This window comes from bacterium, from assembly GCA_035380285.1.
Classification (GTDB): Bacteria; Auribacterota; Erginobacteria; order Erginobacterales; family DAOSXE01; genus DAOSXE01.
In genome coordinates this window covers 52,800-78,079 of the sequence record DAOSXE010000006.1, presented here as the reverse complement: position 1 = coordinate 78,079, position 25,280 = coordinate 52,800, and the positions used below count along the sequence as shown (strand labels likewise).

General features: G+C 60.2%; 30 protein-coding genes. 28 read left to right on the top strand and 2 right to left on the bottom strand.

Annotation, left to right across the window (positions count from 1 at the left end; all coding sequences use genetic code 11):
• Positions 1-51 precede the first annotated feature (51 nt).
• The 5 genes from PLZ73_03685 (at position 52) to mtnP (ending at position 4,097) form a co-directional block, all read left to right on the top strand.
• The gene (locus PLZ73_03685; GenBank protein HOO76968.1) at positions 52-1,506 is read left to right on the top strand and encodes a hypothetical protein; all 1,455 of its coding nucleotides are present in this window, start codon (positions 52-54) and stop codon (positions 1,504-1,506) included.
• A gap of 68 nt (positions 1,507-1,574) precedes the next feature.
• Positions 1,575-2,348: a hypothetical protein gene (locus PLZ73_03680; GenBank protein ID HOO76967.1), complete on the top strand. Its 774-nt coding sequence runs from the start codon at positions 1,575-1,577 to the stop codon at positions 2,346-2,348.
• An 8-nt stretch (positions 2,349-2,356) separates the two neighbouring features.
• Positions 2,357-2,698 (top strand): histidine triad nucleotide-binding protein, encoded by a 342-nt coding sequence (locus PLZ73_03675; GenBank protein HOO76966.1) that lies wholly within the window; start codon positions 2,357-2,359, stop codon positions 2,696-2,698.
• Between the two features lie 9 nt (positions 2,699-2,707).
• The gene (gene dut / locus PLZ73_03670; GenBank protein ID HOO76965.1) at positions 2,708-3,169 is read left to right on the top strand and encodes a dUTP diphosphatase; all 462 of its coding nucleotides are present in this window, start codon (positions 2,708-2,710) and stop codon (positions 3,167-3,169) included.
• 70 nt (positions 3,170-3,239) lie between these two features.
• A complete protein-coding gene (gene mtnP, locus PLZ73_03665) occupies positions 3,240-4,097 on the top strand; it encodes an S-methyl-5'-thioadenosine phosphorylase (protein HOO76964.1) in 858 nt (285 codons plus the stop codon).
• 18 nt (positions 4,098-4,115) lie between these two features.
• Here the strand turns inward: mtnP and PLZ73_03660 are convergent, their stop codons facing one another.
• Positions 4,116-4,418, bottom strand: coding sequence for a nucleoside triphosphate pyrophosphohydrolase (locus tag PLZ73_03660; GenBank protein ID HOO76963.1), 303 nt, complete (start codon positions 4,416-4,418; stop codon positions 4,116-4,118).
• A complete protein-coding gene (locus tag PLZ73_03655) occupies positions 4,406-5,260 on the bottom strand; it encodes a J domain-containing protein (GenBank protein ID HOO76962.1) in 855 nt (284 codons plus the stop codon). Before PLZ73_03655 ends, PLZ73_03660 begins: the two co-directional genes overlap by 13 nt.
• A gap of 327 nt (positions 5,261-5,587) precedes the next feature.
• On the opposite strand from PLZ73_03655, the gene PLZ73_03650 reads away from it, so the two are divergent.
• The 23 genes from PLZ73_03650 (at position 5,588) to PLZ73_03540 (ending at position 25,204) form a co-directional block, all read left to right on the top strand.
• The gene (locus PLZ73_03650) at positions 5,588-6,880 is read left to right on the top strand and encodes a hemolysin family protein (GenBank protein HOO76961.1); all 1,293 of its coding nucleotides are present in this window, start codon (positions 5,588-5,590) and stop codon (positions 6,878-6,880) included.
• A complete protein-coding gene (locus tag PLZ73_03645; GenBank protein HOO76960.1) occupies positions 6,877-8,205 on the top strand; it encodes a hemolysin family protein in 1,329 nt (442 codons plus the stop codon). The genes PLZ73_03650 and PLZ73_03645 overlap by 4 nt, the downstream gene beginning before the upstream one ends.
• Before the next feature lie 4 nt (positions 8,206-8,209).
• Entirely contained in the window at positions 8,210-8,977 is a 768-nt protein-coding gene (locus tag PLZ73_03640; GenBank protein HOO76959.1) for a hypothetical protein, read from the top strand.
• 147 nt (positions 8,978-9,124) lie between these two features.
• Positions 9,125-9,694 (top strand): RNA polymerase sigma factor, encoded by a 570-nt coding sequence (locus tag PLZ73_03635; protein HOO76958.1) that lies wholly within the window; start codon positions 9,125-9,127, stop codon positions 9,692-9,694.
• Positions 9,691-10,188 carry a hypothetical protein gene (locus PLZ73_03630; GenBank protein HOO76957.1) on the top strand — a complete coding sequence of 166 codons (498 nt, stop codon included), beginning with the start codon at positions 9,691-9,693 and terminating at the stop codon, positions 10,186-10,188. Before PLZ73_03635 ends, PLZ73_03630 begins: the two co-directional genes overlap by 4 nt.
• A 2-nt stretch (positions 10,189-10,190) precedes the next feature.
• A complete protein-coding gene (locus PLZ73_03625; GenBank protein ID HOO76956.1) occupies positions 10,191-10,703 on the top strand; it encodes a hypothetical protein in 513 nt (170 codons plus the stop codon).
• 125 nt (positions 10,704-10,828) lie between these two features.
• A complete protein-coding gene (locus PLZ73_03620) occupies positions 10,829-11,965 on the top strand; it encodes a M20/M25/M40 family metallo-hydrolase (GenBank protein ID HOO76955.1) in 1,137 nt (378 codons plus the stop codon).
• A 172-nt stretch (positions 11,966-12,137) separates the two neighbouring features.
• Positions 12,138-12,935, top strand: a complete 798-nt coding sequence (locus PLZ73_03615) for a sulfide-dependent adenosine diphosphate thiazole synthase (protein HOO76954.1) — start codon at positions 12,138-12,140, stop codon at positions 12,933-12,935.
• 22 nt (positions 12,936-12,957) lie between these two features.
• The gene (locus PLZ73_03610; protein ID HOO76953.1) at positions 12,958-13,926 is read left to right on the top strand and encodes a tRNA 4-thiouridine(8) synthase ThiI; all 969 of its coding nucleotides are present in this window, start codon (positions 12,958-12,960) and stop codon (positions 13,924-13,926) included.
• On the top strand, positions 13,923-15,203 hold the full coding sequence (locus PLZ73_03605; protein ID HOO76952.1) for a HEAT repeat domain-containing protein: 1,281 nt from the start codon (positions 13,923-13,925) through the stop codon (positions 15,201-15,203). Before PLZ73_03610 ends, PLZ73_03605 begins: the two co-directional genes overlap by 4 nt.
• A gap of 101 nt (positions 15,204-15,304) precedes the next feature.
• Positions 15,305-15,460: a small basic protein gene (locus tag PLZ73_03600; GenBank protein HOO76951.1), complete on the top strand. Its 156-nt coding sequence runs from the start codon at positions 15,305-15,307 to the stop codon at positions 15,458-15,460.
• Positions 15,460-16,299, top strand: coding sequence for an SH3 domain-containing protein (locus tag PLZ73_03595; protein HOO76950.1), 840 nt, complete (start codon positions 15,460-15,462; stop codon positions 16,297-16,299). The genes PLZ73_03600 and PLZ73_03595 overlap by 1 nt, the downstream gene beginning before the upstream one ends.
• Before the next feature lie 30 nt (positions 16,300-16,329).
• Complete coding sequence (gene rsxC, locus PLZ73_03590; protein ID HOO76949.1) at positions 16,330-17,652, top strand: electron transport complex subunit RsxC; 1,323 nt, start codon at positions 16,330-16,332, stop codon at positions 17,650-17,652.
• Positions 17,649-18,635, top strand: a complete 987-nt coding sequence (locus tag PLZ73_03585) for an RnfABCDGE type electron transport complex subunit D (protein HOO76948.1) — start codon at positions 17,649-17,651, stop codon at positions 18,633-18,635. Before rsxC ends, PLZ73_03585 begins: the two co-directional genes overlap by 4 nt.
• A 14-nt stretch (positions 18,636-18,649) precedes the next feature.
• Positions 18,650-19,261: an FMN-binding protein gene (locus tag PLZ73_03580; GenBank protein HOO76947.1), complete on the top strand. Its 612-nt coding sequence runs from the start codon at positions 18,650-18,652 to the stop codon at positions 19,259-19,261.
• Positions 19,258-19,860 carry an electron transport complex subunit E gene (locus PLZ73_03575; GenBank protein ID HOO76946.1) on the top strand — a complete coding sequence of 201 codons (603 nt, stop codon included), beginning with the start codon at positions 19,258-19,260 and terminating at the stop codon, positions 19,858-19,860. The genes PLZ73_03580 and PLZ73_03575 overlap by 4 nt, the downstream gene beginning before the upstream one ends.
• Positions 19,860-20,381 (top strand): hypothetical protein, encoded by a 522-nt coding sequence (locus tag PLZ73_03570; GenBank protein ID HOO76945.1) that lies wholly within the window; start codon positions 19,860-19,862, stop codon positions 20,379-20,381. The genes PLZ73_03575 and PLZ73_03570 overlap by 1 nt, the downstream gene beginning before the upstream one ends.
• On the top strand, positions 20,381-21,043 hold the full coding sequence (locus tag PLZ73_03565) for an RnfABCDGE type electron transport complex subunit A (protein ID HOO76944.1): 663 nt from the start codon (positions 20,381-20,383) through the stop codon (positions 21,041-21,043). The genes PLZ73_03570 and PLZ73_03565 overlap by 1 nt, the downstream gene beginning before the upstream one ends.
• Positions 21,040-21,849, top strand: coding sequence for an RnfABCDGE type electron transport complex subunit B (locus tag PLZ73_03560; GenBank protein ID HOO76943.1), 810 nt, complete (start codon positions 21,040-21,042; stop codon positions 21,847-21,849). The genes PLZ73_03565 and PLZ73_03560 overlap by 4 nt, the downstream gene beginning before the upstream one ends.
• On the top strand, positions 21,842-22,399 hold the full coding sequence (folE, locus tag PLZ73_03555) for a GTP cyclohydrolase I FolE (GenBank protein ID HOO76942.1): 558 nt from the start codon (positions 21,842-21,844) through the stop codon (positions 22,397-22,399). The genes PLZ73_03560 and folE overlap by 8 nt, the downstream gene beginning before the upstream one ends.
• A 5-nt stretch (positions 22,400-22,404) precedes the next feature.
• Positions 22,405-23,157: a SurA N-terminal domain-containing protein gene (locus tag PLZ73_03550; protein HOO76941.1), complete on the top strand. Its 753-nt coding sequence runs from the start codon at positions 22,405-22,407 to the stop codon at positions 23,155-23,157.
• 20 nt (positions 23,158-23,177) lie between these two features.
• Positions 23,178-24,494, top strand: a complete 1,317-nt coding sequence (locus PLZ73_03545) for an SLBB domain-containing protein (GenBank protein ID HOO76940.1) — start codon at positions 23,178-23,180, stop codon at positions 24,492-24,494.
• Positions 24,491-25,204: a hypothetical protein gene (locus PLZ73_03540; protein HOO76939.1), complete on the top strand. Its 714-nt coding sequence runs from the start codon at positions 24,491-24,493 to the stop codon at positions 25,202-25,204. The genes PLZ73_03545 and PLZ73_03540 overlap by 4 nt, the downstream gene beginning before the upstream one ends.
• Positions 25,205-25,280: the final 76 nt, after the last annotated feature.

Genomic DNA, 25,280 nt, shown 5'->3' with positions numbered 1-25,280 from the left:
CCGGAAGCTTTCTTTGCGCCTCCGGCGGGGCGAGAACCCATGAATTTTCCGATGACAACCCTTTCGGTTCCGAGCGGGGCCGGGCCGGCTCAAGGAGCATCGAGGATTCCGGCGCGCGTTTACCTGGAGAAATGGGGCATATTTGTTTTAGCGGCGGTTCTGTATCTCTACGTCAAATCCTTTTGTATTCAGTACACCGGAAGCGGCGATGAAAACGCGTATTACTATATGGCCCGGCTGATGGTCGGCGGCAAGATCGCCTATCGTGATTTCTTTTACGCCCACCCCCCCCTGCAACTGCTGCTCTTGACCCTGGTTTACGCCGTATTCGGTTTCAATATCGCGGCGATGAAGGCGACCGCGTTTATTCCGATATTGGTCGGAGCCGCCTTCCTGCACCAACTGGCGTGGGAGCGGGCGGGGAGAGTCGGTTCGCTGGTTTTCCTGGGGGGCATGCTGTTCGGCTATGAAGCCCTGAAGATCACGTCTCATCCGTTCGGTCTCAATCTCACCGCCTGCTGGCTCATGATCAGTTTCTTTTTCTTCGTTCGCGGCCTCCCCCTGGTTGCCGGAACTCTGCTGGCCCTGGGGGCTCTTTCCGGTTTTTATGCCGCCCCCTGGGGACTGATCCCTCTTTTTTACTACTTCCGCGACTGGCGGAAAGGAGAGGGCGGAAGACGGCTACTGCTTTTCCTGGTCGGTTCGGCCGGGATTTTTTCGGCGGTGACCCTTTGTCTGCTCGCGGTGTTCGGGAAAGATTACTTCGATCCCGTCATCCGCTATCATTTCCTCAAGCCTCCCGGTTCGGGCAGCCCCCTGGACGTCACGCTGGAAGTGCTGTCGCGAAATCTCATTCCGTTCGCGCTGCCCATTTTCTATTTTTGGGCTCCGCGCTCGCGGCCCGTGTCGGCAGCCATAGCGGCGGGGTTGACGTTTATGGCGTTTCTGTTGTTTCTCGATCCGCTCTTCACCCAGTACTTCATGCTTCCTCTGCCGTTTCTGGCCTGGGGCGGGGCGGTTGCGGTCGCCGGCTGGCTCGGCCGTCTGGCCCCGAGGGCGCCCCGTTTTTTGGCGTCGGCCGCCGTCGTAGCCTTGATTGCGCTGACATCGGTCGAACATTCCCGGGGAGCGGTCTTCCATGAGAAATTGACCAGGTTCTATTCGTTGGATGAGGAACTGGAGTATATCCGGAAGAATTCCCGTGACGGCGATCTGATCTTCGGTCACGTCACGACCGCACCCCTCCTGGCGCTCCTATCCGGCAGGGATTTGGCCCTGGATATGGTGGATACCAACCACATGCGTTTTCGGGCCGGTCTGGCGGACGTGGACGAGACCTTGGCGCGATTGAAGCGGGAACCGCGTCTCCGATTCGTGGTTGTTCGGGAAAGCAGTTTTTGGATGGATCCCCGCATTCAGGAGTTTCTGGCTCGGGGTCGCCTGGGAAAAGTCTTTCGGGAGCCCCGGGAGAGGATCTTGATTTACGAATTCGGGACTGAACCTTAAAATCACCCGGTTCGTAGTATGTATCCCATGGCAGATACATCGGCAATCCGTTACCCCGGGAGTTCGGGATGAGAAACGCTTGGTTATTAATCGTCACCGCGGTGTTTGTCGTCGGTTGCGCCGCCCCTCCCAAGAAGGAGGTATACAACGCCCGGATCTACACGATCGACAACGACGAGATCGATGTCGTCAATCTTCATCTCTGGGAGAAAAAATTCCAGTTTTCCAGCGAGGCCTTTAATCCCCGCTGGCGGGGAAGTCTGGAAAAGGTCGATCTCCCCTTCGGCGAGCTCGCCTCGGCCGTCAAGGTCGACGACAACCTCACGCAGGTAAACTTCCGCGACGGACGTTCGGATCTTTTTAATGAATTTTTTGAGGACGAATACAACCTGAGGGGCTATTCGATCTACGGGCCGTTCGAGATCAATGCCACCCTGGTTCGGGGAGTGGTTTTCCTGGACGAGAACGGTGAGCCCGTCAGCCGGGAGACGGTCGCGATTTCCCCGATCATACCCCCGGTCGAGCACACCGATCGTTTCGTCACCTTCGACGGCGATATCGTTTCCGGAAAGCTGGCCGGTAAAACGATCGATATCCTGACTTCCTACGGGAAAGTAACCATCGATTACCGCTTGATATTCGAGATCAGGGTCAACCGCGAACAGGACGATATCAAAGAAGTGGTTCAGCTCAAAAACGGAGACATCGTCAGCGGATATATCGACCCTCCCCGCTTCAAGATGGAATTGGCCGGCGGCCAGGAGATAACCATGGGGGCCGACAAGCTCAATCGGGTTCTTTTCGGCCGCCCGGTAGCGACCGAAGACGTCGAAAAGCGGTAGGGGAAACCATGGGTTGTTTATTCTGTAAAATCGCCGGGGGCGAGATCCCCTCCGAAAAAGTTTATGAAGACGACGATGTGGTCGCCTTCCGGGATATTTCCCCCCAAGCCCCCGTTCATATCCTCATCATCCCCCGGGCTCATATATCCGGGGTGGATGCCGCCGGGCCCGACGCCGAGGTGTTGCTCGGGCGCCTTCTGCGGGTCGGCGCCCGTTTAGCCGAAAAAGAGGGAGTGGGGCAAAGCGGCTACCGGCTTGTGATCAACGCGGGTCCCGACGCGGGTCAGGCGGTGTTTCACCTCCATTGTCATCTTCTCGGCGGTCGGCGGCTCTCCTGGCCTCCGGGTTGACCGGGAGGCATGATTTTGAAGACGGTGGAGGTGAAGATACGGAGGAAACCCGGGTGCGAAGATATTCCGCTGCCTGCTTACATGAGCGACGGGGCGGCGGGGATGGATCTGACCGCCGCCGTCGATAGTCCTTTCTCCCTGGAACCGGGGGAGATCGGGTTGATCCCGACCGGGATACATATAGAGCTTCCCCATGGCTATGAAGCTCAGATCCGGCCCCGCAGCGGGCTGGCCCTATCCCGGGGGCTGGGGATCGTGAATTCTCCGGGAACGGTGGACGCCGACTACCGCGGGGAAATCGGCGTGATTGCGGTCAATCTCGGCCGCGAGGCGATCGAGGTCACCAGGGGCATGAGAGTGGCCCAGATGGTCGTCCAGGAAGTGGTAAGGGCGGAACTGCTGGTTTCGGCCGACCTCGGGGCCACCGACCGGGGTTCGGGGGGGTTCGGCCATACCGGAGAATGTGATTGAAAAGATTGGTTCCGCCTTTTCCCTTTGGGGGAAGACGGTCGGGTTACGATAGGCGGGGAAGGAGGGTGCAATGAGCGCGATCGGTATCATCGGGGGAAGCGGCTTATACGAGATGGAAGGCCTGGGGGGGCGGAAAGAGGTTGTCCTTCATACTCCTTTCGGGGAGCCGTCGGACGCGTATACCACCGGGGAGATCGAGGGGAACCGGGTTGTTTTTCTTCCCCGCCACGGTAACGGCCACCGGTTGCTGCCCTCGGAGATCAATTACGCCGCCAATATCTGGGGGTTTAAAAAGCTGGGGGTGGAGAGGATCATCTCGGTCACGGCGGTGGGGAGCCTGCGCGAAGATTTCGCCCCCCAGAACGTGGTACTCCCCGATCAGTATTTCGACCGGATGATGAACGACCGGCGCTCCACCTTTTTCGGGGAAGGGGTCGTCGCCCACGTTTCCATGGCCGAACCCAGTTGTCCCGTGCTCTTGGAACTTCTGTTCGCCGTCGCCACGGAGCTGGGAGCCGTCGTTCACAAGGGAGGGACCTACCTCAACATGGAAGGTCCGGCCTTTTCGACCCGAGCCGAATCGAACGTCTATCGGCAATGGGGGATGGATATCATCGGAATGACCAATCTGGCCGAAGCCCGTTTGGCCCGGGAAGCGGAGATCTGTTATCAGAGCTTGGCCATGGTAACGGATTACGATTGCTGGCACCCCGACCATGAACACGTAACTCTGGAAATGGTGATCCGGAACCTGTCGCAGAACACCGCCCTGGCCAAGGAGATTATCAAAACCGCGGTTCCCAGAATCCCCGGTGTCCGAGACTGTCTCTGTTCCCGGGCTCTGGAAAATTCCATCGTCACCGCGCCCGATGCCATCCCCCCCGCGCAACGGCATCGCTTGGACCTGATTATCGGCAGGTATCTTTAGAAGCTCTTCCCGGGAAGTTCATTCCGGGAAATCCATGGCGATTCCCAGTTCGAACGCTCCCCGCTCCCGGGCTTTGCGTAGGCGGATCCTCTCCAAATCCTCCGGCGGTAAACCGAGGGCCTCCGCCAGGGCCCGGATTACTTCGAGAATGTCGGCCAACTCTTCGGGTGCGCGGCTTTCCAGATATTCCCCGACTTCTTCGCGCAATTTCTCCTCCAGTTTCTCCAGTTTTTCCCCGGCTTCCAGTCGGCGCAGGGGGAGGGGAGGAGCGCCGTCGGCGGCGATGATTTCGGGGATACGGTCCCTGACTAATTTTTCCACGGGCTTTCCCCCGGGTCTTTTTCGGTTTCGGGAGGAACAGTTTCCAGGCGGACACGGAGTTTTTTGGTTCCCGTCAACCTGGGTTTGAGTCTTTCGGCTTCGGCGAGGCACTCCCGCGCGATTTCGTATTCGTTCATTTCGCAGTACCGCTCGGCGATCTTTTTCCAAAAAAACGCCCGGTCGTGCCGGGGAAAGGCATACTCTTCCAGGAGGACCCGATAGTAGCGGATGGAGGTTTCGGGATCGGCGTCCCGGGCCAGATGGCGGCAGAAAATCGTTCGGATCCGGTGCTTGACCTCAAGGCGGAAATGACGGAAATACGACCACTTGAGATCCTCGCGGTAGGCCTCCTCGTAGCAGTGGGCCGCTTCGGCGAACCGCCCGGAAAACTCGTACGCTTCTCCCAGGAGGAAAACGCAGTCCAGGTAATCGGCGAAGCCCAGCAGTTCCCGGAGGAAGACGGATTCCCCGTATTCCTTTTTCTGGTACTCGTAAATGGAGATAGCCTCTTTTCGCCTGCCGGAGAGGAGGTTGTAAAAAACAAGCAGGGCCCGGGCGTAAGGGTCGTCGCCCCGGCCGCGTAGGAATTCTCCGAAAGTGGTTTCTTCCCGTTCCAGCCGCCCTTTGAAGCGAAGGTTGTAGATCCTTCGTTTCTCCTCATCCATGAGGATCCGATAAGCTTCCAGCAAAGCCCGCATGTGGCTGGCGGCGGAGTCGGGATCGTATTCGGAAGTGTCGGGGTGGTATTTTTTCGCCAGCCGCCGGAAAGCCCGACGGATATCCGCCGGGGAAGCGTGCAGACCGACGTTGAGGATGCGGTAATAATTTTTAAAGGAGATCATGCTGTTTTCACCCGATTTACGAGTATATCGCATGCCCGATTCCCCCGCCAATATCGAACAGTGGTTGCGTCCGACCGCCCTTCCGGTGTACATTCAAGATCATCAATATGCCAACGCACATGAGCGGACCAGATAGTTCGAAAGAAGACGGAACGGCTCACGCTCCCGCAGAACCGGGATCGGTTTTCTCCCTTGTTGTACCGGCGCTCGCCGCCGCGGATGATTCGCTTTGAGAATGGACCGCGGCGCTCAAAACGGCGTTCGGCGCCCCGGAGGATTATCCCCCGGGCCGGTTGCACCTAGAAATCACAACGGACTCCCGGTCGGATGACGGCGATTCTTATCCTGGAAGTCGGATTTCTCGCCGTGCTTTTGGCTCTTTCCGCTCTTTTTTCGGGGGCCGAGACGGCGCTGTTTTCGTTAAGTCCGGTCGCCCGGGAAAAGATGAGGCACCGGCATCCCGCCCGGGGAGGGATCATCGCCAAACTTCTATCCCACCCCGACCGTCTCCTGGTTTCGATCGTGGTGGGGAACATGTTGGTCAATATATTTTCTTCGACTCTGGCCGAACGTTTCGCCGCCGACGTCATTCCTCCGAGCATGGCTTCCCTGGCTTGGGTCTTCTCCACGGTGATCATGGCTCTTCTGATTCTTATTCTCGGGGAAGTGGTTCCCAAGACGATGGCGATCAACCGGGCGGAGGAAATGTCTTTGCGCGTGGCCCCGGCCATTCTGTTTCTGGACCGCATGGTGGGACCCGTCCGGTCCGTGATCAGGTGGCTCACCGACCGTATCGTACTGGCGGTCCATCGCCGGGCGGACGGCTTCGACCCTCCGCTGACCAAGGAAGAATTAGCCACGGCCATCGAAATGGGCAGCCGCGAGGGGACCTTGGACGGGGAAGAGAAAGAGATGATCCACGATATCTTCGAGTTGGGGTCGAAGACGGTCCGCCAGCTGATGACTCCCCGCAACGAGGTTGTCTCGTTCGAACTAGGGACCGGTTTCGACGATATCGCCGAGGCGATCAGGCTTAAAGAGTATTCGCGGCTGCCCATCTATTCCGAGAAGGAAGACAATATCGTCGGCTTGCTCTACCCGAAAGACCTCATCGTCGCCCTCTCCAAAGGAGAGAAAATCTCCCACCTGGGGTGCTATCTGCGCCGACCCTATTTCGTCCCCGAAACCATGCGGGCTTCCCGGCTCCTTAAACAGTTTCTCCAGCGCAAAATCCATATCGCCATGGTCGTCGACGAATACGGGGCGTTTTCGGGCTTGATCACCCTTGACGATCTGGTGGAGGAGATAGTGGGGGAGATCAGGGACAAGGGGGAAATTCTGCCCGAATTTGAAATCATGGATCGGGACAGTATCAGAATTCGGGGCCGGTGCGAACTGCAGTTCATCAACGACGAACTCGGGCTCGATCTTTACAGCAAGGAAAGCGTCACCCTGGGGGGATTCCTTTTTGAAAAATTGGGAAAGATTCCCCGTCCCGGAGCCGTTTACCAGGAAGACGGAATCTATTTCGAAGTATTAAGCATGAAAGGAAACCGGGTCGGCCAGGTCATGATCCGGAAGAAAGGGATCGGCCTGGCCGCGGAGAAGGAGTCGGAGTGAGTATAACCGTTTCACTTCTGATCATCCTGGTCTGCCTGGTTCTGCAGGGATTTTTCGCGGCGTCGGAAATGGCCTTGGTCGCGGTTAATCGCCTTCGGATTCGCCACCTCGCCGATTCGGGGGATAGGAAAGCCAGAAGCGTTCAGGATATGATACAACATCCCGAGAAATTTCTTTCCACCACGCTGGTGGGGATAAATCTTTTTCTGGTGCTCGGAGCGGCCGTGGCCTCCTCCTTGTGCGCCCAGATACTCGTGAACCGACTCGATCCGGCTTTCTTCCCGATCGTGGCCACCGGGGTTATGTTGCCGTTGGTCCTGATCTTCGCCGAGATCGTTCCGAAATCCCTGGTCAGACCGCGCGCGACGGAAGTCAGCCTGGCCCTGGGAAGACCTCTGCAGGTCTTCTATATCCTCCTCTATCCGGTCGTCAAGGCGGTGGCTTTGTTGTCTCGAGGTCTGGTTTCGCTGGTAGGCGGCCGCGCCCAGAGACGAAGACTGTTCGCATCGGTCGACGATCTCAATTTTCTGATGGAGGAGGGCCAGCGCCAAGGCGCGTTGACCGAGGAAGAGAGGAGGATGATATCTCGGGTCTTCGATTTCGGCGAGACGCAGGTCGACGATATCATGGTTCCCCTGATCGATATCGCCCTGGCGCCGGAAGAAGCCCGCGTAGGGGACATCAGGAAAATCGTCGAGCGAACCGGACATACCCGGATACCGATCTACCGTGAACGGGTCGACCGGATAATAGGCACGGTCCAGGCCACGGATCTATTAACCGCAGAAGAGAACGAACCCATCGCCGGCATTATCCGGAAGCCTTTCATCGTTCCCGAGAGCAAGCCCCTGGAAGAGCTTCTGGAGGAACTGCGCACCAACAATCACAACATGGCCATCGTCGTCGATGAATATGGGGGGGTTTCTGGGTTGGTAACCCTGGAAAACGTCATAGAGGAAATCGTCGGGGATATCCACGACGAGTACGATATCGAAGAGGATACGGAATTCCGCTTGAGAGGCGGGCTCGCCGATGTTTCCGGAAGGATGCGGATCGATGAGATCAATGAGATTCTCGGGCTGAACCTCCCCGAGGAAAACGAGGAGGAAACCATCGCCGGCTTCGTTATCGATTTATTGGGAACGATCCCTTCTCCGGGCGACCGCGTAAGTTTCGACGGGCATGAATTCACCGTGAGTAAGGCGACCGACCGCCAGGTTCTCCGGCTCGAGATTAAAGGTCCGGCGGTATCGAGATTGGCCAACCGTCCCGGTCCGGGGATCGATCCCGGTTCTCACCCCGGAGAACTCCGGGAGAGGAGGTGATGCCGTGAACAGGATCGTCGCGTGCTTGGGGGCGGCGGCATTGGCCTCGGCGGTTCCCTCGGCGGGAAGGCCGGAGGTGATCAGGGATTTCGAGATTGCCGCCGGTTTGGAGCTGGCCGACTACAATTATCACGAATCGCATCTCATGCGTTTGGACGGGGCCCAGTTCGGAGTTTGGGCTTCCGCCCGCTGCCTGAAATTCGACCCGTGGATGCCGGTCCTGGATGTTTCGTTCCTCGGCGGGGATATAACCTATGACGGAGGTACGGATACGACCTCGGTCAAGGACGATGTCGGGAACTCGATATCTCAGGTGCGGCCGCTGCTCGGATACAAGTTCGAAGTCGAGGATTTTTTTGTAACCCCTTTCAGCGGTTTGGGGTTCTGGTACCTGGTGAACCGCCTGGACGACCTGGGCAGCGGCGGATATAAGCGTCAGCAGTTTTATCTCTACTGGCCGTGGGGCGCTACCGCCACCTATCGGCTTCCGGAGGATGACAAGTGGGAGCTGAGTCTGCGGATGGAATGGGATATTCTGCTGTACGGTTATAACCACAGCGGTTCCCCGGTCGCCAAGACCTTCACGCAGTGCTCGGGCTGGGCCTTTGAATTCGCGCCCGGTATCCGTTGCGATATCAACGATAAACTCGCGCTTCTTGGCGAAATCTATTTCCGCTATTGGAAGGTGGGGGATTCGGATACGGTCGGCGGCTATAAAGAGCCCGAAAATTCGACCCGAATGCTCGGAATCAGGGCCGGAGTGGCTTTCTAAAGAGCGTTCGGCGGGGGCAAACGCAGCCTACGGCTGAAAACTTCGGCGCGGGAGAACCTGTTTGTCCCCGCCGGTTTTCGGGAATTTTCTTAAACCACCCCCGCGGATCGGAGTTAAATACATGAAAGGGGTGCCGGTCATGGTCGGATGGAATTAACCGAAGCTGAATTGATCGGGCGTTTCCGGGCCGGGGAGGAGGACGCTTTCGAGGCGCTGATGAAGCTTTTTGAGGATCGGACGCTTTCCCTGGCATGGTATTTGACGGGCAACCGGGACGACGCTATGGACATAACCCAGGAAGCATTCATCAGGATGTACCGCGTCCTTCCCCGCTGGGAGCCGAAAGCGTCGTTGTTCACATGGCTGTATCGGGTTGTCGTCAACCTGACCCGTGATCGCGGACGTCGTTTGGCGCGGGAAGGCCGGGTCGGACTGGAGGAAGTGCCGGAAACGGCCGACCGGAGAACGGATACGTCTCCCGGCGGGGCATTGGGAGACGAAGAAATCGGCCGCCACATCCGGAGCGCGGTTTCCCGGCTCCCCCGCCGTCAGCGAGAGGCGTTCGTATTAAGACATTACCAGGAGTGTACGATTCGTGAAATCGCCGAAATCCAAGGGTGCAGCGAAGGCGCGGTGAAAGCGAATTTGTTTCATGCGGTTCGGAAACTACGGCGCCTTTTACGGGATTTTTACGCCGGAGCACCGGGGGAGACATGAACTGCGCGGAATTCCGGAAAAATCTGACCTTATATCCGATCGATGCCCCGGGTGAATTTCCCGGCGGAGAACTCGGCGCCCACCTGCGGGCCTGTCCGCGGTGCCGCCGTGAATTCGAGCGGATTCGCCGTTTGATGGAGTTGACCTCGATCTGGTCCCCTCCGGTTTTCGGGGAGGAAGAAAAGCGGCGCCTGCGCGCCCGCGTCGTTCGGCATGCGGGCGCGGGACCGGTCGGCCGGCCGGCTCCCGCCGGTACCGTGCGCATGCTCTGGCGGTGGTCGGTCCCGGTGGCGGCGGCTTTGGCGGCAGGCATAATTTATATCTCCCGCAGCCCGGCCCCGGAAGACCTTCCCGAAGAAGTGATGGTTCTGGACGGATTGACCGTCGTTATGGAGGATGAATTCGCTCAAGTGGGCGAACTTTGCGCCCAGATCGACGATCTGGATGCACTCTTCAATGGCACCGCGGGCGCGGGCGGCATATCGGAGAGCTGAAAATGAATAAACTGGCCATGGTTGCGGGAATGACGGTTTGCCTGGCGACAGTCTGGGCCGAGGCCGCCCGGGCCGACCAGGAGGTCCCGGGGCGGTGTCGCCCCATCGGGCCGCCCTGGGCGTCGGGAATGGGTTTTCGCGCCGCTCCTTTTAAGCGGGAGTTGAGGGAATTAGGGCGTCAGATCAGGGCCAACCGGCATCTCTCCCACGAACTCGAGGAACGCCTGGAAGAAATGGAGCCCGGTCCCGAGCGGGATCAGGTGGAGTCCATGCTTGAAAATGTCCACCGGGACGGGGCCAAATTGAGAATCAGACTCGCTCGGGAGAAATTGAAGATCACCGGTAAGGCACTGGCTCATGCCCGTGAACGGCATGCCGAGGCCGAATCCGCGCTCGCCGAAATCGAGGAAACCCTGGCTCGGCGCTATCCCGGGATACTCGATGAAGTCGTTCCCACCCCGCCGCTTCCCCCCGATGGGGGAGAGGTGGAACCCGGCGGCTCTCCGGCGTTCTGATATCCGGTCCCGCGTTCGCTTCCGGGAACGAGGTCGAGTCTATTGTCTTGATTTTTCCGGACCGGCATGCTACCCAGAACTTTCCCGGGTTCGAAACCGCGGTTCCGATCGGAGGTAAAAACCCAATGCGGACTTTGAACGAGGAGAGGCTGGTTTCCACGTTCGTCGAACTGGCGCTGATCGACGCCGTTTCCGGGCATGAACGCCGGTTGGCCGATTTTCTCCGGGCGCGGTTCGAGGAGTTGGGATTGGAGACGGAGGAAGAGGAGCTCGGCGCCGACCGGGACGGCGATTGCGGCAACATCCTCGTCCGGATTCCCGGTCCCGTGACCCCTCCGGTGCTGTTTTCAGCGCACTTGGACACGGTTCAATCGACCGCGGGGATTGAGATTTACGAAGAAGCGGGGGTTTTCCGGTCGAGAGGAGAGAGGATATTGGGGGCCGACGACCGCGCCGGAATCGCGGTCATGCTTGAAGCCGCCAGGGTTCTGAGCGAATCGGGGGGCAGTCCCGCCGCGCTCGAGTATTTGTTTACGGTTTCGGAAGAAACGGGCTTGCGGGGGGTCTCGGCCCTGAGCCCGGCGTGGCTCCAGGCCCGCGACGGTTTTGTCCTCGACCTCGGGGGCGAGATAACCACCCTGGTAAACCGAGCGCCGTACGGCCAAAAGCTTCGGTTTCTGATCAAGGGGAAACCGGCTCATGCCGGGATCGAGCCGGAGCAGGGGATCAGCGCCGTCTCCATCGCCGCCCGGGCCATCGACCGGACTCCGTTGGGACGGATCGATCCCGAGACCACCGCCAACATCGGGATCATCAAAGGAGGCAGCGCCACCAACATCGTCCCCGGGGAAGTAGAGGTTTGGGGGGAAGCCCGCTCGCTCGACCCGAAACGGCTCGCCGACCAGGTCGGGGCCATGGTCGATTCGTTTCGCGCCGCCGCCCGGGAATACGGCGGGACGGTCGAGATAGAATCGACCCGCGAATATCCCGGTTTTCACATACATCGGGATACGAGGGTGTTCAAGTTGGCCGAAGCCGCTTCCGAGGCTTTGGGTCTTCCTTTCCATGTCGACACCTCTTGCGGCGCCAGCGACGCCAACATACTCAACGGCAAAGGGATAACCGTCCTCAACCTTTCCGTGGGCATGGGGAGCCCTCACAGCCATTCGGAATATCTGCGCCGAATCGACCTGATCAATGCCGGCCGCTTGATCCTGCAGATAATCGATTCCATGGACCCGTCTTTTCGACCCGAGTCCTGAGGCGGGGACCGGCGGCCTCGGGAAGGACGAAGATTCTCGAAAGGGGCGCCGGTTCCGATCGTGCGGGGATAACCGCGTTCATTTCCTGACGGGTTTGGCCCCGGGGCCGGCTTGCCACCGTTGGGGAGGTGTGGTACCGTCCCCCGAGAACCCGATGCGGGAGGAGGATGCCATGTTGCGGGAAGTCGCCGTCACCCGATTGATAATCGAAGATTATTTCAAGAGATTGACCGATCATCTGGAAGTGGATGCCGCGATCTGCGGCGGAGGTCCGGCTGGTCTGGTCGCGGGCGCGCAATTGGCCCGGGCCGGTTTGAAAGTGGCTCTTTTCGACCGGAAAGTATCGCTGGGGGGCGGGATGTGGGGCGGAGGTATGTTTTTCAACACGTGCGTGGTTCAACCTGAAGCCGAGGGCGTTCTGAGGGAGTTCGGCATCCGTTACCGGTCTGCGGACGGGCTCTTGGCGGCGTCGGCTGTGGAATGCGTTGCGCGCCTGGTGACGGGAGCGGTGGAGGCCGGGGTCGAGGTATTCAACGGGATTACCGTTGAAGACGTCGCCGTATTCCCGACAGCCGACGGCGGCAAACGGGTCGGCGGATTTGTGATCAATTGGGGAACGGTCGGCGCCTTGGCCGCGCGGGGCATCGGTATCGAAGTCGACCCCCTGGTCATCACGTCTCGTTGGGCTCTCGACGCCACCGGCCATCCCCATGAAGTATGCCGGATTGCGCGGGAAAAGGGATTGGAACTGGGCACTGCCACGGGAAGACCCGTCGGAGAAGGCTCTCTCTGGATGGATGCCGCCGAACAGCTGGTGGTGGAAAACAGCCGGCAGGTTTTTCCCGGGCTTTTCGTCTGCGGCATGGCCGCCAACGCCGTCTTTGGAGCTCCGAGAATGGGCCCCATATTCGGGGGGATGCTTCTCTCCGGGAAAAAGGTCGCGCAACGGATACTGGAATCGAACGGTTGAAAACGGGCCGGGGAGAAACCGGTTGAGGGCGTTGGGGTTACTTTCCGGGGGATTGGACAGCGTTCTGGCAGTCCGGATCATCCAGGAGCAGGGGGTCGAGGTGGCCGGTCTGGTTTTCGTCAGCCCGTTCTTTTCCGACGAGCGCGCGGGTCGTTCGGCGGAAGAACTGGGCATCACCCTGTGCGCCGTCGATATCACCAAGCCGCTGTTGGAGGCGATCAGAAATCCCCGGTACGGGCTGGGAAAAAACCTGAATCCCTGCGCCGATTGCCACCGGATAATGATCGCCGAAGCGTTTCGACGGCTGGAAAGCTCAGAAGCCGCGTTTGTTTTTACGGGTGAAGTCCTGGCCCAGAGGCCGAAATCCCAGGGGAAAGACATGCTGAATGCGGTGGCGGCCGCCGGCCGGCGCGGATACCTCCTCCGGCCCCTCTCCGCCAAACTCTTACCGCCCACCGTTCCCGAACGGGAAGGATGGGTGGACCGCGAGAAACTGCTGGCGCTTTCCGGACGTTCCCGACGCCAACAAATCGAGTTGGCCTCCCGGTACGGAATTTCCGAGTATGCCTCGCCCTCCGGCGGTTGTCTTCTGACCGATGCCGGCTTCTGTTCGCGTTTGCGCGATCTGGAGGGCCGGGAAGGATGGGCACGGGACGATATCGAACTGCTTAAGATCGGGAGGCATTTTCGGCTCCCCTCGGGAGCCAAGGCGGTCTCCGGTCGCGACCGGGAGGAGAACGAGCGGTTGCGGCTCATGGGAAGGGCATCCGACCTTTTCTTCCAGCGCGCCGACCGTCCCCGGTCCCTGGTGCTCCTCCGTCCCGGCGGGGAGGGGGATATCCTCCCCGCCGCCCGGATCTGCGCCCGCTACAGCGTCCCGGCTCCCGGCGGGGAACTGGAGATAGCCTGGGGAAACGGCTCCGGTGTTCTTGAAAACCGCATCCGGGCGAAGCCGATGCCCGACGGGGAACTGGAGAATTGGCGAATATGAACTTAGCGATACTTGCCCTGGCGGCCCTGTGGGGGGCGCACGCTTCCGGGTTGGATTCTCCCACTCCCGCCGACCGTTCGGCGGCCTGCCTGGCGGCGGCGGAACGCGGCCCGGCGGCGGTGGACGAACTGATTCCGCTGCTTGATGACGAATCGATGCTGGTTCGGCATTCGTCCGCTTTCGCCTTGGCTCGCATCGGGGGGGAACGGGTCGAGAGCTTGTTCACCCGCGGTCTCTCCTCAAAAAACGCGGAGATGCGGCGCATGTCGGCCCTGGGCCTGGGGATGATGGGGAAGATGGACAGCTTCGAAGCCGTCGAGCCGCTCATGGGAGATCCCGATTGGGAAGTCCGATGGGCCGCCGCGTATGCCCTGGGGCGCAGCCGGGACCGGCGGGCGCTTCCGGAGCTGAGAAGATCCGCCGCCGCCGATCCCTACTACGATCCCGACAGGGAAGTTTACCCGGTCCGGGAAGCCGCCGCCGAGTCCGTGCGGCTGTTGGAGGGATCGATCGGCTGGCGAACCGATCCTTCGGGCGCCCGCCGCCGGGCCTCGGCGGGGGGAAAACTCCTGGTCTTGTATTTTCGCCAGGGGGGAGGCGGGTGCCCCTCGTACGAAGCCGAGATGTTCGGAGATGAAAAAATAATCGACGCTCTTCAAAGAACGGTGCCGGTCTGGCTCGATTATTCCCGGGCCCCGGCCGAATTCGAACGCTACCGGGTCCGGCAAGTCCCGGCTCTGATCTGTCTCGACAGTCGGGGCCGTGTCCTCAGTCGCGGGGAGGGGACACTTTCCAAACCGGAGTTTCTCGACCGGCTCCTGAAAGGGTTGGACGGGGGGATGAACTCGTCCGAGCTCCGTCGGCGACTTTCGACCGATCCCGGGGACCTGGAAGCGGCATGGATACTGACGGGCAGATATCTGGAGGAGGAGGCTTGGAGCCCCGCCTGGGAGCTGGCCGGTGTAATTCTGGCCGCCGACCCCGATAATGTCAGCGGTCTGCTGGACAACGCTCTGTTCACGCGGGCGTATATTTTGGGCAAAACCGGTAAATATTCTGAGGCCGCCGACCGGTTCCGGGCACTGTCGGCCCGGTTTCCTCGTTTCGGGGAACGTTCGGAAGCTCTGTATTGTTGGGGGTTGAGCGCCCTGAAAGCCGGGAAAACGGAGGAAGGGAAACGGGCCCTGGAACTTGTGACGAGGGAATACCGGGGCAGCGCCCCCGCCGCGGCGGCTCATGCGATTCTAAGCGGGAAAACGGCGTTCGGGAAAGATTAATACTTGGTTCCGGGAGCGGGAAGTATTATAAGTAATACCTTATGACCGCCGGCCGGATCCGGTGGTTTTCCTGGCGGTTATCCTAAATAAGGAGAAAGACAATGTCCCAGCATCCCAGTTTCGGCGGAAAAGGCAAGGTCAAGCCCAAGCGTAACGTCAGAAAGCGCTACGAACGTATCCGCCATCTCGCGGACCAGGGCAAGCTGCAGGAAGACGAATCGGTTTTCGGACTGCCCAAGACTAAATTCGTCGAGTAATGCTTCGTCCCACCATCGTATTTTTCGGTGTCGTTCTTTCAGGGGTCGCCGCCCGGGGGGGGGAGAGCGGGGTACGTGCCGTCGCCGGCGACGTGAATCTCCGCGCGGGGCCTTCTCTGCGCGCCGAAGTGGTCGGCCAACTCGAGAAAGGCCAGGAAGTGCGTATGGTCTCCAGGGAGGGGGAATGGCTGCAGATCGTGCCTCCGGCGACTCTTTCGGCGTATGTCTCCGGGGAGTACATCCGGGACGGGGCCGTCGGCGGTGACCGGGTGAACGTTCGCAGCGGGCCCGGCCTCGCCTATGCCCGCATAGCCGTTCTCAACCGGGGGGATGCGGTGGAAGAACTCGGCCGGGAAAGCGGATGGGTCCGCATCTCCATGCCTTCTTCGGCCCGTCTTTGGGTTCACGCCGATTACATGGAATTTGTTCCCGACGCCGTGCCGAAGTTCGAAGGGGAAAGGGTGGAAGTGGTGGTGTCGATCGACGAAACCGCTTCTCCCGCCGGTTCTGAACCGGAACCATCCTCGAGTTCGTCCGAGGGTTCGGAGAGTGTCTTCGAACCGCTGACCGTCGCGCCGGTTCCCCGGGAGGAACCGAGGGTCGAACTTCTCTCGGGGTACGTCAAGCCTCTGGCCGGTCCGATTTCCGTGGCGGGGAGGGAAGTCGGATATAAATTAATCGAAGAACTTCCCGACAGCGGGATCACGGCCTGGCTGGCGGGCGGAGATATCCGGCTGGACCGTTATGCGCGGCGGCAGGTGCGGGTTTGGGGCGAACGCATCGAAGCCGACGCTCCTTATCCGGTTTATGAGGTCAAGGGAATCCAGGTGATGTGGTAAAAATCCGGCGCGGGTATCGGAGGGCTTTTTGTGAGGCGCCCAGCAACATTTTCGGGCGGGGTCAGACTGCCGGAATATAAAGAACTGACCGCGCATAAGCCCATCCGCGCTCTTCCGTTGCCTCCGGTTCTGATCCTTCCCCTGGCCCAGAATTCCGGCGCCGTTCCGCGCCCGGTGGTGGAGAGGGGGACTGAGGTCCGGCGCGGTCAGGTCATCGCCGAACCCGTCGGTTACTGTTCCGTTCCACTTCATGCTCCGGCGACCGGATGCGTCACGGCGATCGGAGAGTTCCCGCATCCGATCAGGGGAAGATCTCGGGCGATCGCGATCGAAACCGCGGGAGAAGAAAACGAACGGAGGGCTCCGCTGCCTCCCCTGGCGCGTGAAGACGAGTGGACTCCGGAGACGATTCGAGCCCGGGTGCGGGATGCCGGCATCGTGGGCATGGGCGGAGCGGGATTCCCGACCCACGTCAAGTTGACCCCCCCCGACAGTGCCCGAATCGAGTACGTAATTCTCAACGGAGCCGAATGCGAGCCGTTTTTAACCGTGGATCACCGGATTCTCCTCGAAACGCCTGAGAAGGCGCTCCAGGGTCTGCGCTTGTCCATGAAAGCCGCCGGCGCTGCCCAGGGCATTATCGCCCTGGAGGAGAACAAGAAGGACGTTCTGGATAAAATCGGCCCTTTCCTGGCCCCGTTTCCGGAAATATTCCCCGTTCTGCTTCGAATCAAGTATCCGCAAGGTTCGGAAAAGCAACTGATTGCAGCGCTTTTAGGCCGGGAAGTCCCCTCGGGAAAGTTGCCCGCCGATGTCGGGTGCGTGGTCCAAAACGCCCAAACCTGCGCGGCAGTGGCCGATGCAGTTTTACTCGGAGAGCCTCTGATCTCCAGGGTGGTGACGGTCACCGGTCCGGGGGTAGTCGAACCCGGAAATTTCCGGGTCAGCGTGGGGACTCCGTTTTCCTGGCTGACCGTCGCCGCCGGGGGGATCCGGGGGGACAACCTCCAGATTCTGTCGGGGGGACCGATGATGGGGATACCGCAAGCGTCGCTCGATGCGCCGGTTATCAAGGGGACATCGGGTGTGGTCGTACTTCCGGCGCCACCGTCCCCGGTCGAATATCCCTGCGTCCGCTGCGGCAGCTGCGTTCGGGTCTGCCCGATGGGTTTGGCCGCCTGCGATCTGGCGCGGTTGTCGCAACAGGGTAAGTACGATGAATTTCGAGAGGCGGGCGGCGAGAATTGCCTGGAATGCGGCTGCTGCGCGTTTGTCTGTCCGGCCAAGCGTGAACTGGTGCAACTGATACAGTTGGGAAAAGCCGCCGCGCGCGGGGGCCGGAAAGAAACATGAAAACCGTTGCCTCGGCCCCGCTCTTCGTTGTCGCCCCCGGGCCTCATCTCTCCGAAAGGCGTTCGGTCCCCGGAATCATGTGGTCGGTTACGGCGGCTCTGGTCCCGGCGTGGGTCTGCAGCGTACTGGTTTTCGGTTTCCGGGCCCTCTTGATCGAATGTATCGCCATTGCCAGCGCCGTCGCGACCGAGGCGGTGATCCAGAAGGCGAGGGGGGTGAGAGTCACGGTCTCCGACGGCAGCGCTTTCCTCACCGGGTTGCTTCTTGCTTTCTGCATTTCTCCCGCGGTTCCTCTCTGGCTCCCGGCCGTCGGTTCCGCATTCGGTATCGCCGTGGCCAAACAGGCGTTCGGGGGCCTGGGATGCAATATTTTCAATCCGGCGCTGGCGGGAAGAACCTTCGTCATGCATTCCTGGCTGACGAACATGACCCAATGGGTTCCCCCTCTCGGCGCCGGCGGCGTCGACGCTTTGACGTACGCCACTCCGCTGGGCGCGGCCAAAAACGCCGTGGCCCAGTGGATGCCGGGCGGCCCCGGCGGACTCACCGACCTCGACCTGTTTCTGGGGAATACCGGCGGGAGCATCGGAGAAACCTCGGCCCTGGCCCTTTTGGCGGGCGGGGTATTCCTCCTGGCGCTCGGCTACATCACCTGGGAGATCCCGGTGTCATTCATCGGTATGGTGGCGCTCCTCACCTGGCTGCTTCCCTCCTCCGCGGGCAGGATAGCTCTTTCCCCTCTCGAACACATGCTCAGCGGGGGCTTGTTTCTGGGGGCGTTCTTCATGGCCACCGACATGGTAACCAGCCCTTTAACGGGAAAGGGGAAACTGTTATTCGGCTGCGGCTGCGGAGCATTGACTTCACTGATCCGACTATACGGGGGTTTTCCCGAAGGAGTCTGTTATTCGATATTGATTATGAACGCGTTTACTCCATTGATAGATCACTACTTACGGCCCCCGGCCTTCGGGACCAGATGAAATCCGACGGAATAATGAAAATGGGGGTAGTGCTGGGGGCGATCTGCCTAGCCGCGGCCGTCGTCTTGTTTGAAGTCGCCGGCCATACCTCGGGAGAAGTGAAAAAGCGGCAAACCCAGGAACGCCTTGCTTCTCTCCGGGTGGTCTTACCGTCGGCGGCAACGTTCTCCGATCTTTCCGCCGGGAGCTCCATCGATTATTATATCGGCTACCTCGAAAACGGCGACCCGGCGGGGTATGCTTTCATCGGTTCCGCCCGCGGCTACAGCGGGCCGATCGAAGTCATGGTGGGCATCGATCCCGGGGGAACTCTTTCCGGCATCGACATACTCCGTCAAAGCGAGACCCCAGGACTGGGCGACCAGGCGGTCGTGACCGGTAAGGATCGTTCGCTCTGGGGCGTTCTGGCCGGGACTCCCTCCGCCGAAGCGCCCGCCCGGCCGTGGTTCCAGGAGCAGTTTGCGGGGAAAAAGCTCAAGCAGCTCAGGGTGGTCAAAGCCGCCGAGACCGAAAACATTCAAGCTTTGACCGGGGCCACGATCACCAGTAAAGCGGTGGTTAAGGCGGTTCGGGACAGCTTGGAAGCTTTTCTGCGCCAACAGGGCATGGACGGCCCCGAACCATGACGCCTTTTCAGGAAATGACCAAGGGGTTGTTCCGGAGAAATCCGGTTTTTATCCTTATGCTCGGGCTCTGTCCCACCCTGGCGGTGTCCACTTCGGTCAAGAACGCCCTGGGGATGGGAGTCTCGGCGACCTTTGTTCTGGTTTTCTCCAATCTGTTGGTCTCGCTGCTTCGGAATCTGGTTCCGCGCCGGGTACGGATACCTTGTTTTATCGTAATTATCGCCACCTTCGTGACGGTGGTCGAACTGGTCCTTGAGGCGTATCTGCCCGAGTTGAACCGCAGCCTGGGCATCTATATTCCCTTGATCGTGGTTAATTGCATCATCCTGGGAAGAGCCGAGGCTTTCGCTTCCCGTCATCCCGTCGGTCTTTCCATACTCGATGGCTTGGGAATGGGGGTCGGCTTTACCCTGGCGCTGCTTCAGATCGGATTGGTCCGCGAGCTGGCGGGAAGCAATTCCATCTGGGGGTACCGCGTGATCGCCGGTTATTCTCCGGCTCTGATCATGATACTGCCTCCCGGGGCGTTTTTAACCATCGGGGTGCTTCTGGCCCTGTTTCGGATGCGACGAAGCGGCGCAAAAACGGCGAGGAACTGATGATGAAAGGGTATACGACCAGGCAAAAGTTGATGGCGGCGGTGCTGCTGGCCTCGGTGGCCGGGTTTTGTGTCTCCTGCGGCCCCAGCACCGGCCCCGAGTATTGCGAAGCCGCTCAGAACGACGCGGTGGACGGAAATTACGAAGCCGCCATCAAAAATTACCGGCGCGCCCTGATGCTGGAGACCGATCCGGTACAGAAAGGGAAGATATCTTGCGAGATGGGACTGTGTCTATACGAACTCCAGCAGCCGGCGCGCGCGATCGAGGCACTCGAACAGGGCCTGGCGATGTACCCCGATTATTCGACCGCGTATGGAGTCCTCGGCGCTTCGTATTACAACCTCGATCCGGTCACGTACCGGGATAAAGCCATCGAGAATCTCCGGAAATTTATCGAGATGGAACCGGAGAGCAGGTACGTCGTCAATTTTCAGGCGATTATCGACGAACTTGAGGAACCGCCGTCCGCCGCCCGGCCCGATCCCTCTCCCAGCACCGACAGGGGAGAAATCCGCTGATGGCCGCGGAAGTTTTCATGGTTTTTTTCGCGGCGGTCCTGGTCAATAATTTTGTCCTGAAGCAATTTTTAGGGATCTGCCCCTATATCGGGGTTTCCAAGGATCTCAAGTCCGCGGCGGGCATGGGCGTCGCGGTCATTTTCGTCATGACCGTCGCTTCCATGGTCACCTGGTTGGTCTATCATTACCTGTTGGCTCCGGGACCGGCCAATGTCTGGTATCGGTTGGCGGGAAACGATTACGTTCCCGGGTCATTCGATCTGACCGTCCTTACCACCATCGCTTTCGTTCTGGTGATAGCGGCTCTGGTGCAGTTCGTGGAGATGGTTATCCAGAAAACCGCACCGGCTCTCTATCGGGCGTTGGGGATTTATCTGCCGCTGATAACCACCAACTGCGCCGTCTTGGGCGTGGCGCTGCTCAACATCAATGCGTTTTTCACGGATGCGGGCCCTGTTCCGGGAAGTTTCCTGAAAAGCGTTTGTCAGGGCTTGGGCGCCGGCGCCGGGTTCACTCTGGCCCTGGTTCTCATGGCCGGCATCCGGGAACGCCTGGAGGAAGTGGACCTACCCAAAGCCATGAAGGATGCTCCGATAGCTTTCGTGACGGCGGCGTTGATGTCGATGGCCTTCATGGGTTTTACCGGGTTTGCGGGCTTATGACGCCGCTTCTGGCGACAATCTTCACCCTGGCCGGCCTGGGGCTTGTTTTCGGAGCGGCGCTGGGCCTGGGGAGCAGATTCTTCCGGGTCCGGACCGACCCCCGGCTCGATATCGTCAACGATCTTCTGCCCGGGGCGAACTGCGGGGCCTGCGGATTTTCCGGTTGCCTGGCCTGCGCTCGGGCCCTGATCGACAATCGGATCGAGGTCGGAGTCTGTCCGGTTTGTTCGGCCGAGAACACCGATAGGATCGCCCAGGTATTGGGACGCGCTCCGGAGAAAAAGGCGCCTAAAACCGCCCGGATATTCTGTCGGGGCGGCCATGACGTTTCCCTGCGGTATCAATACCGCGGGGTGCAAAACTGTTTTGCCGCCAACCAGTTCGGGGGAGGGGTAAGCGCCTGCGACTACGGGTGCCTCCGCTATTACAGCTGCCTGGACATCTGCCCTTTTCAAGCCATATATATCGACTCCCACCGCAACCCGGTGATCGATGAAAGCAAGTGCGTCGCCTGCGGTCTCTGCGTCAAGGTTTGTCCCCGTCATTTGATTCGTCTGGTCCCGGTCGCGGCCGTGGTCGATATCCGGTGTTCATCCCGGAATCCGGCCCGGGAAGTGAGCAGGGTCTGCCTGGTCGGGTGCATCGCCTGCGGCAAATGCGTCCGCGAATGTCCGGTCGGGGCGATCACGATCGAGGATAATTTGGCTCGGATTGATTATGAACTTTGTATAAAGTGCGGAAAGTGCATCGAGGTTTGTCCCCGGAAAATCATAGAACATTCGGGGAAGGTGAAGAGGGATGGATAAAGAAAAAATTCGGGAATCGATCCGCGATTTTCTTTCGGGGTTGGGTGAAAACCCGGGCCGTCCGGGCTTGGATCGAACTCCGGAGCGCGTCTGCCAAGCCTGCGAAGAAATATTCGGCGGATACGGGGCCGACCCCGGTGACGTCCTTCGCGTGTTCCGCTACGGAGGGTTCGATGAAATCGTCGTTCTCAAGGATATTCGTTTTTACTCCGTCTGCGAGCACCACCTGCTTCCCTTTTTCGGAGTTGTCCATATCGCGTACATCCCCCGGGAGGGATTGATCGCCGGCTTCAGCAGCCTGATCCGGGTGGTGGAACTGTTTTCCCGGCGGCTTCAGGTCCAAGAGCGGATGACGACGGAGATCGCCGACCTTCTGATGGACAAGATGTCTCCGAGAGGAGTTCTGGTCCAGGTGCGGGCCGAGCATCTCTGCGTGAGCATGAGGGGGGTGACGAAACCGGGGACGCAGGTCACGACCGAAGCTCTCCGGGGGATTTTCCGCTCGGATCCCAGAACCCGGGCCGAAGCGCTGAGCCTGTTGGGAGGTTGAAGAAGATGAAACCCGCTTCCGTTCGAAACTATCCGCGGTTTTTGTGGAGGACCGCCGGACCGGCCGCCCTGGTTATGCTCGGTCTTTCCGGCTGCGGCGAGGGGCCCGACCGCTCCCGTTCCGGATATGCGGATGTTGCCGCCAACCCCGAAATGATCGTCGCCGTGGTGGGGGAAACCCGCATTTCGTCGCTGGACCTGGCCCGGGCGGTCAACGCTTCCGCCCAGCCCCTGCTGATGCGGGGGCAAAAACCGTGGGACGGGTTTGAAGAAAGCATACTAGACCGGATGATCGAAAGCGAAATCCTCTACCAGATGGGCGAGAAGGCCGGTCTGGAAGGGGTGGACGGTTCCGTGGAAGAGAAGTACCGATCGATTCTCGATCGATTTCCCGACGAAGCCTCTCTGGCCGAAGCCCTGGCCCGCGACGGACTGACGATGGCGGACCTGCGGGCCAAGATCAGGAAGGAAGCCGTAGTCGATCTATTTCTGGAGCGGGAGGTGCATCTTCGCGCCGCTCCTTCCGAAGCCGAGATCGGGGAATATTACCGGAACCACCGGGAACGTTATACCGACGGGGAGGGGGGGGTGAAACCGCTCGACGACGTTCGAGAGGACGTGGTCTTTTCCCTGATGGCCGAAAGAACCCCGGGGATGATCGAGGCGCTGGTTATCCAGGGGAAACGGGAAATACCCGTCACCAAACGATATGGCGGCGATGCCGTTTCCGGCTCGCCCGTCACGGCCGGACAGGAATGACTCGGGATCTGGCAGAACGCGTGCGCGAAGCGGGGGTGGTGGGGGCCGGCGGCGCCGGGTTCCCCACCCACGTCAAAGTCGCCGCCCGGGCGGCGGTCGTCATAGCCAACGGAGCGGAATGCGAGCCCCTGCTCAAAGTCGATCAACAACTTATGGCCGCCCGTCCCGGGGACCTGGTGCAGGGCCTGGTTCTGCTGAAGGAAGCGGTGGGGGCGCGGAAGGCGGTGGTGGCGTTGAAACAAAAATACCGCCAGGCGGTATCGGCGCTTCGGGAAGAAATCGCCCGACGGAAACTCCCGGTCGATCTGCACCTCATGGGGAGTTACTACCCCGCCGGCGACGAACAGGTTTTGGTGCGTGAAGTCACCGGAAAAGTCGTTCCCGAAGGAGGCATCCCCCTGGACGTCGGTGCGGTGGTCAGTAACGTGGGCACCATCATCAATATTGCCCGGGCTTCCCGGGGAATCCCGGTGACGACCAGGACCCTGACGGTCGCCGGGGAAGTCCGCGAACCGGTAACCCTTGAAGTCCCGGTGGGAGCATACGTCGAAGATGTTCTCGCCGCCGCCGGAGGGGTTTCGTGCCCCGATTACAGGGTCATCGACGGCGGCCCGGTGATGGGGGCGATTTCCGGTCCGAGCGTGAAGAAGACCACTACCGGCCTGATCGTGCTACCCGCCGTTCACAAGCTGATCGAGGCCAGGACCAGGCCGGTGGAGGTGGACGTGGCCCGGGCCGGTCGCGCCTGCGATCAATGCCGATACTGCACCGATTACTGCCCCCGGTACCTGCTCGGGCACAGGATCGAACCGCACGTCATCATGCGCCTGGTCGGACAGCAGCAGTGGGAGAACATTCCGGCCGAAGATCTGGAACGCGCGTGGTTTTGCTGCCAATGCGGTTTATGCGGCTTGTACGCCTGCCCTACTTCGCTCTCGCCCGCACGGGTGATCGCCGGCTTGCTGGAGGCCATGAAGGCCGCCGGATTCAAAAAACCACCCGTCGCTCCTCCCTCCGAGCCGCATCCGTGGGGATGGGGCCGAAAGGTTCCCGTGTCGCGTTTGGCTGCCCGGATCGATGTCGCCCGTTATGAGCGGCCCGCTCTTTTGCGGGACGGCGCGCTGAAACTGAAACGGGTCAGGCTCGCCTGCAAACAACATGCGGGGGCCCCGGCGGTCCCCGTGGTCGCGGAAGGCGACACGGTTTCCGCGGGAGACGTGGTCGCGGAACCTCCGGCCGCTGCTCTGGGGGCGCGGGTTCATGCCAGCATCGCCGGGCGGATCGTCTCCGTTACCGACCAGGCGATCGTTATCCATGCGCCGGAGGAGGAGTCATGAAGACGGTTCTGCGCAGGAGCGGTGCGGTCGGGGTCATGATCCTGGTCGTGACAAGTTGCGGTTGCGGAGTGTTCCGGTGGATCGCGGGGACTTCGCTCGCCCGGTTGGAGGATGAAAAAACCGGGCGTTTTACCCATGTCCTGCCGTTCGAACGGACGACGGCTTTCGCGCTCGTTACCGGGGTCGTCGACTATCTGGGCGTCGTCACCTATCTGGAAGACGAAGAAGACGGTTATCTGATAACCATGGGCTACGACCGGTTGTTCCCGCGCGCCATCGATACCACCGAAGTGGGGTACTTTTTTACCGAAACCGCGGCCGACCAAACCGCCCTGGCCATAGTTTCACTGAACAACGATCTGGCCCGTTTCGTATCCGTTCACTTCGCCTATTACCTTCTCGAACCGCGCCGGAACGATTTCGATGCTCTGACGGTGGCCACTGACGCGGAGACGCTGAGGGAAATATTACGGGGGCTGCTCACCGAACAGAATTCCGCGGTCGTCTCCGAGGGAGACGATTATCTTGTCTGTCGCGGCGTGGAGGTTCGAGGCCAGGTTCTGGACGAGGATATCGTGATGTTTTTCGAATCGACTCCGGATAACCGGACCAGATTGCGGATCGCGTCCCTGGATACGGGGGTTCTGCAGGAGTTCGCTCCGGCAATGGAGAAGAAACTGAAACGATCGGGGTTAAACGCGGTCCGTTGACCGTTGGGATCGAGGTTGCCATCGTTTTCCCGATCCGGTTAAAATGTTCGGCTTGAATACCGGTCTGTAGTTGATT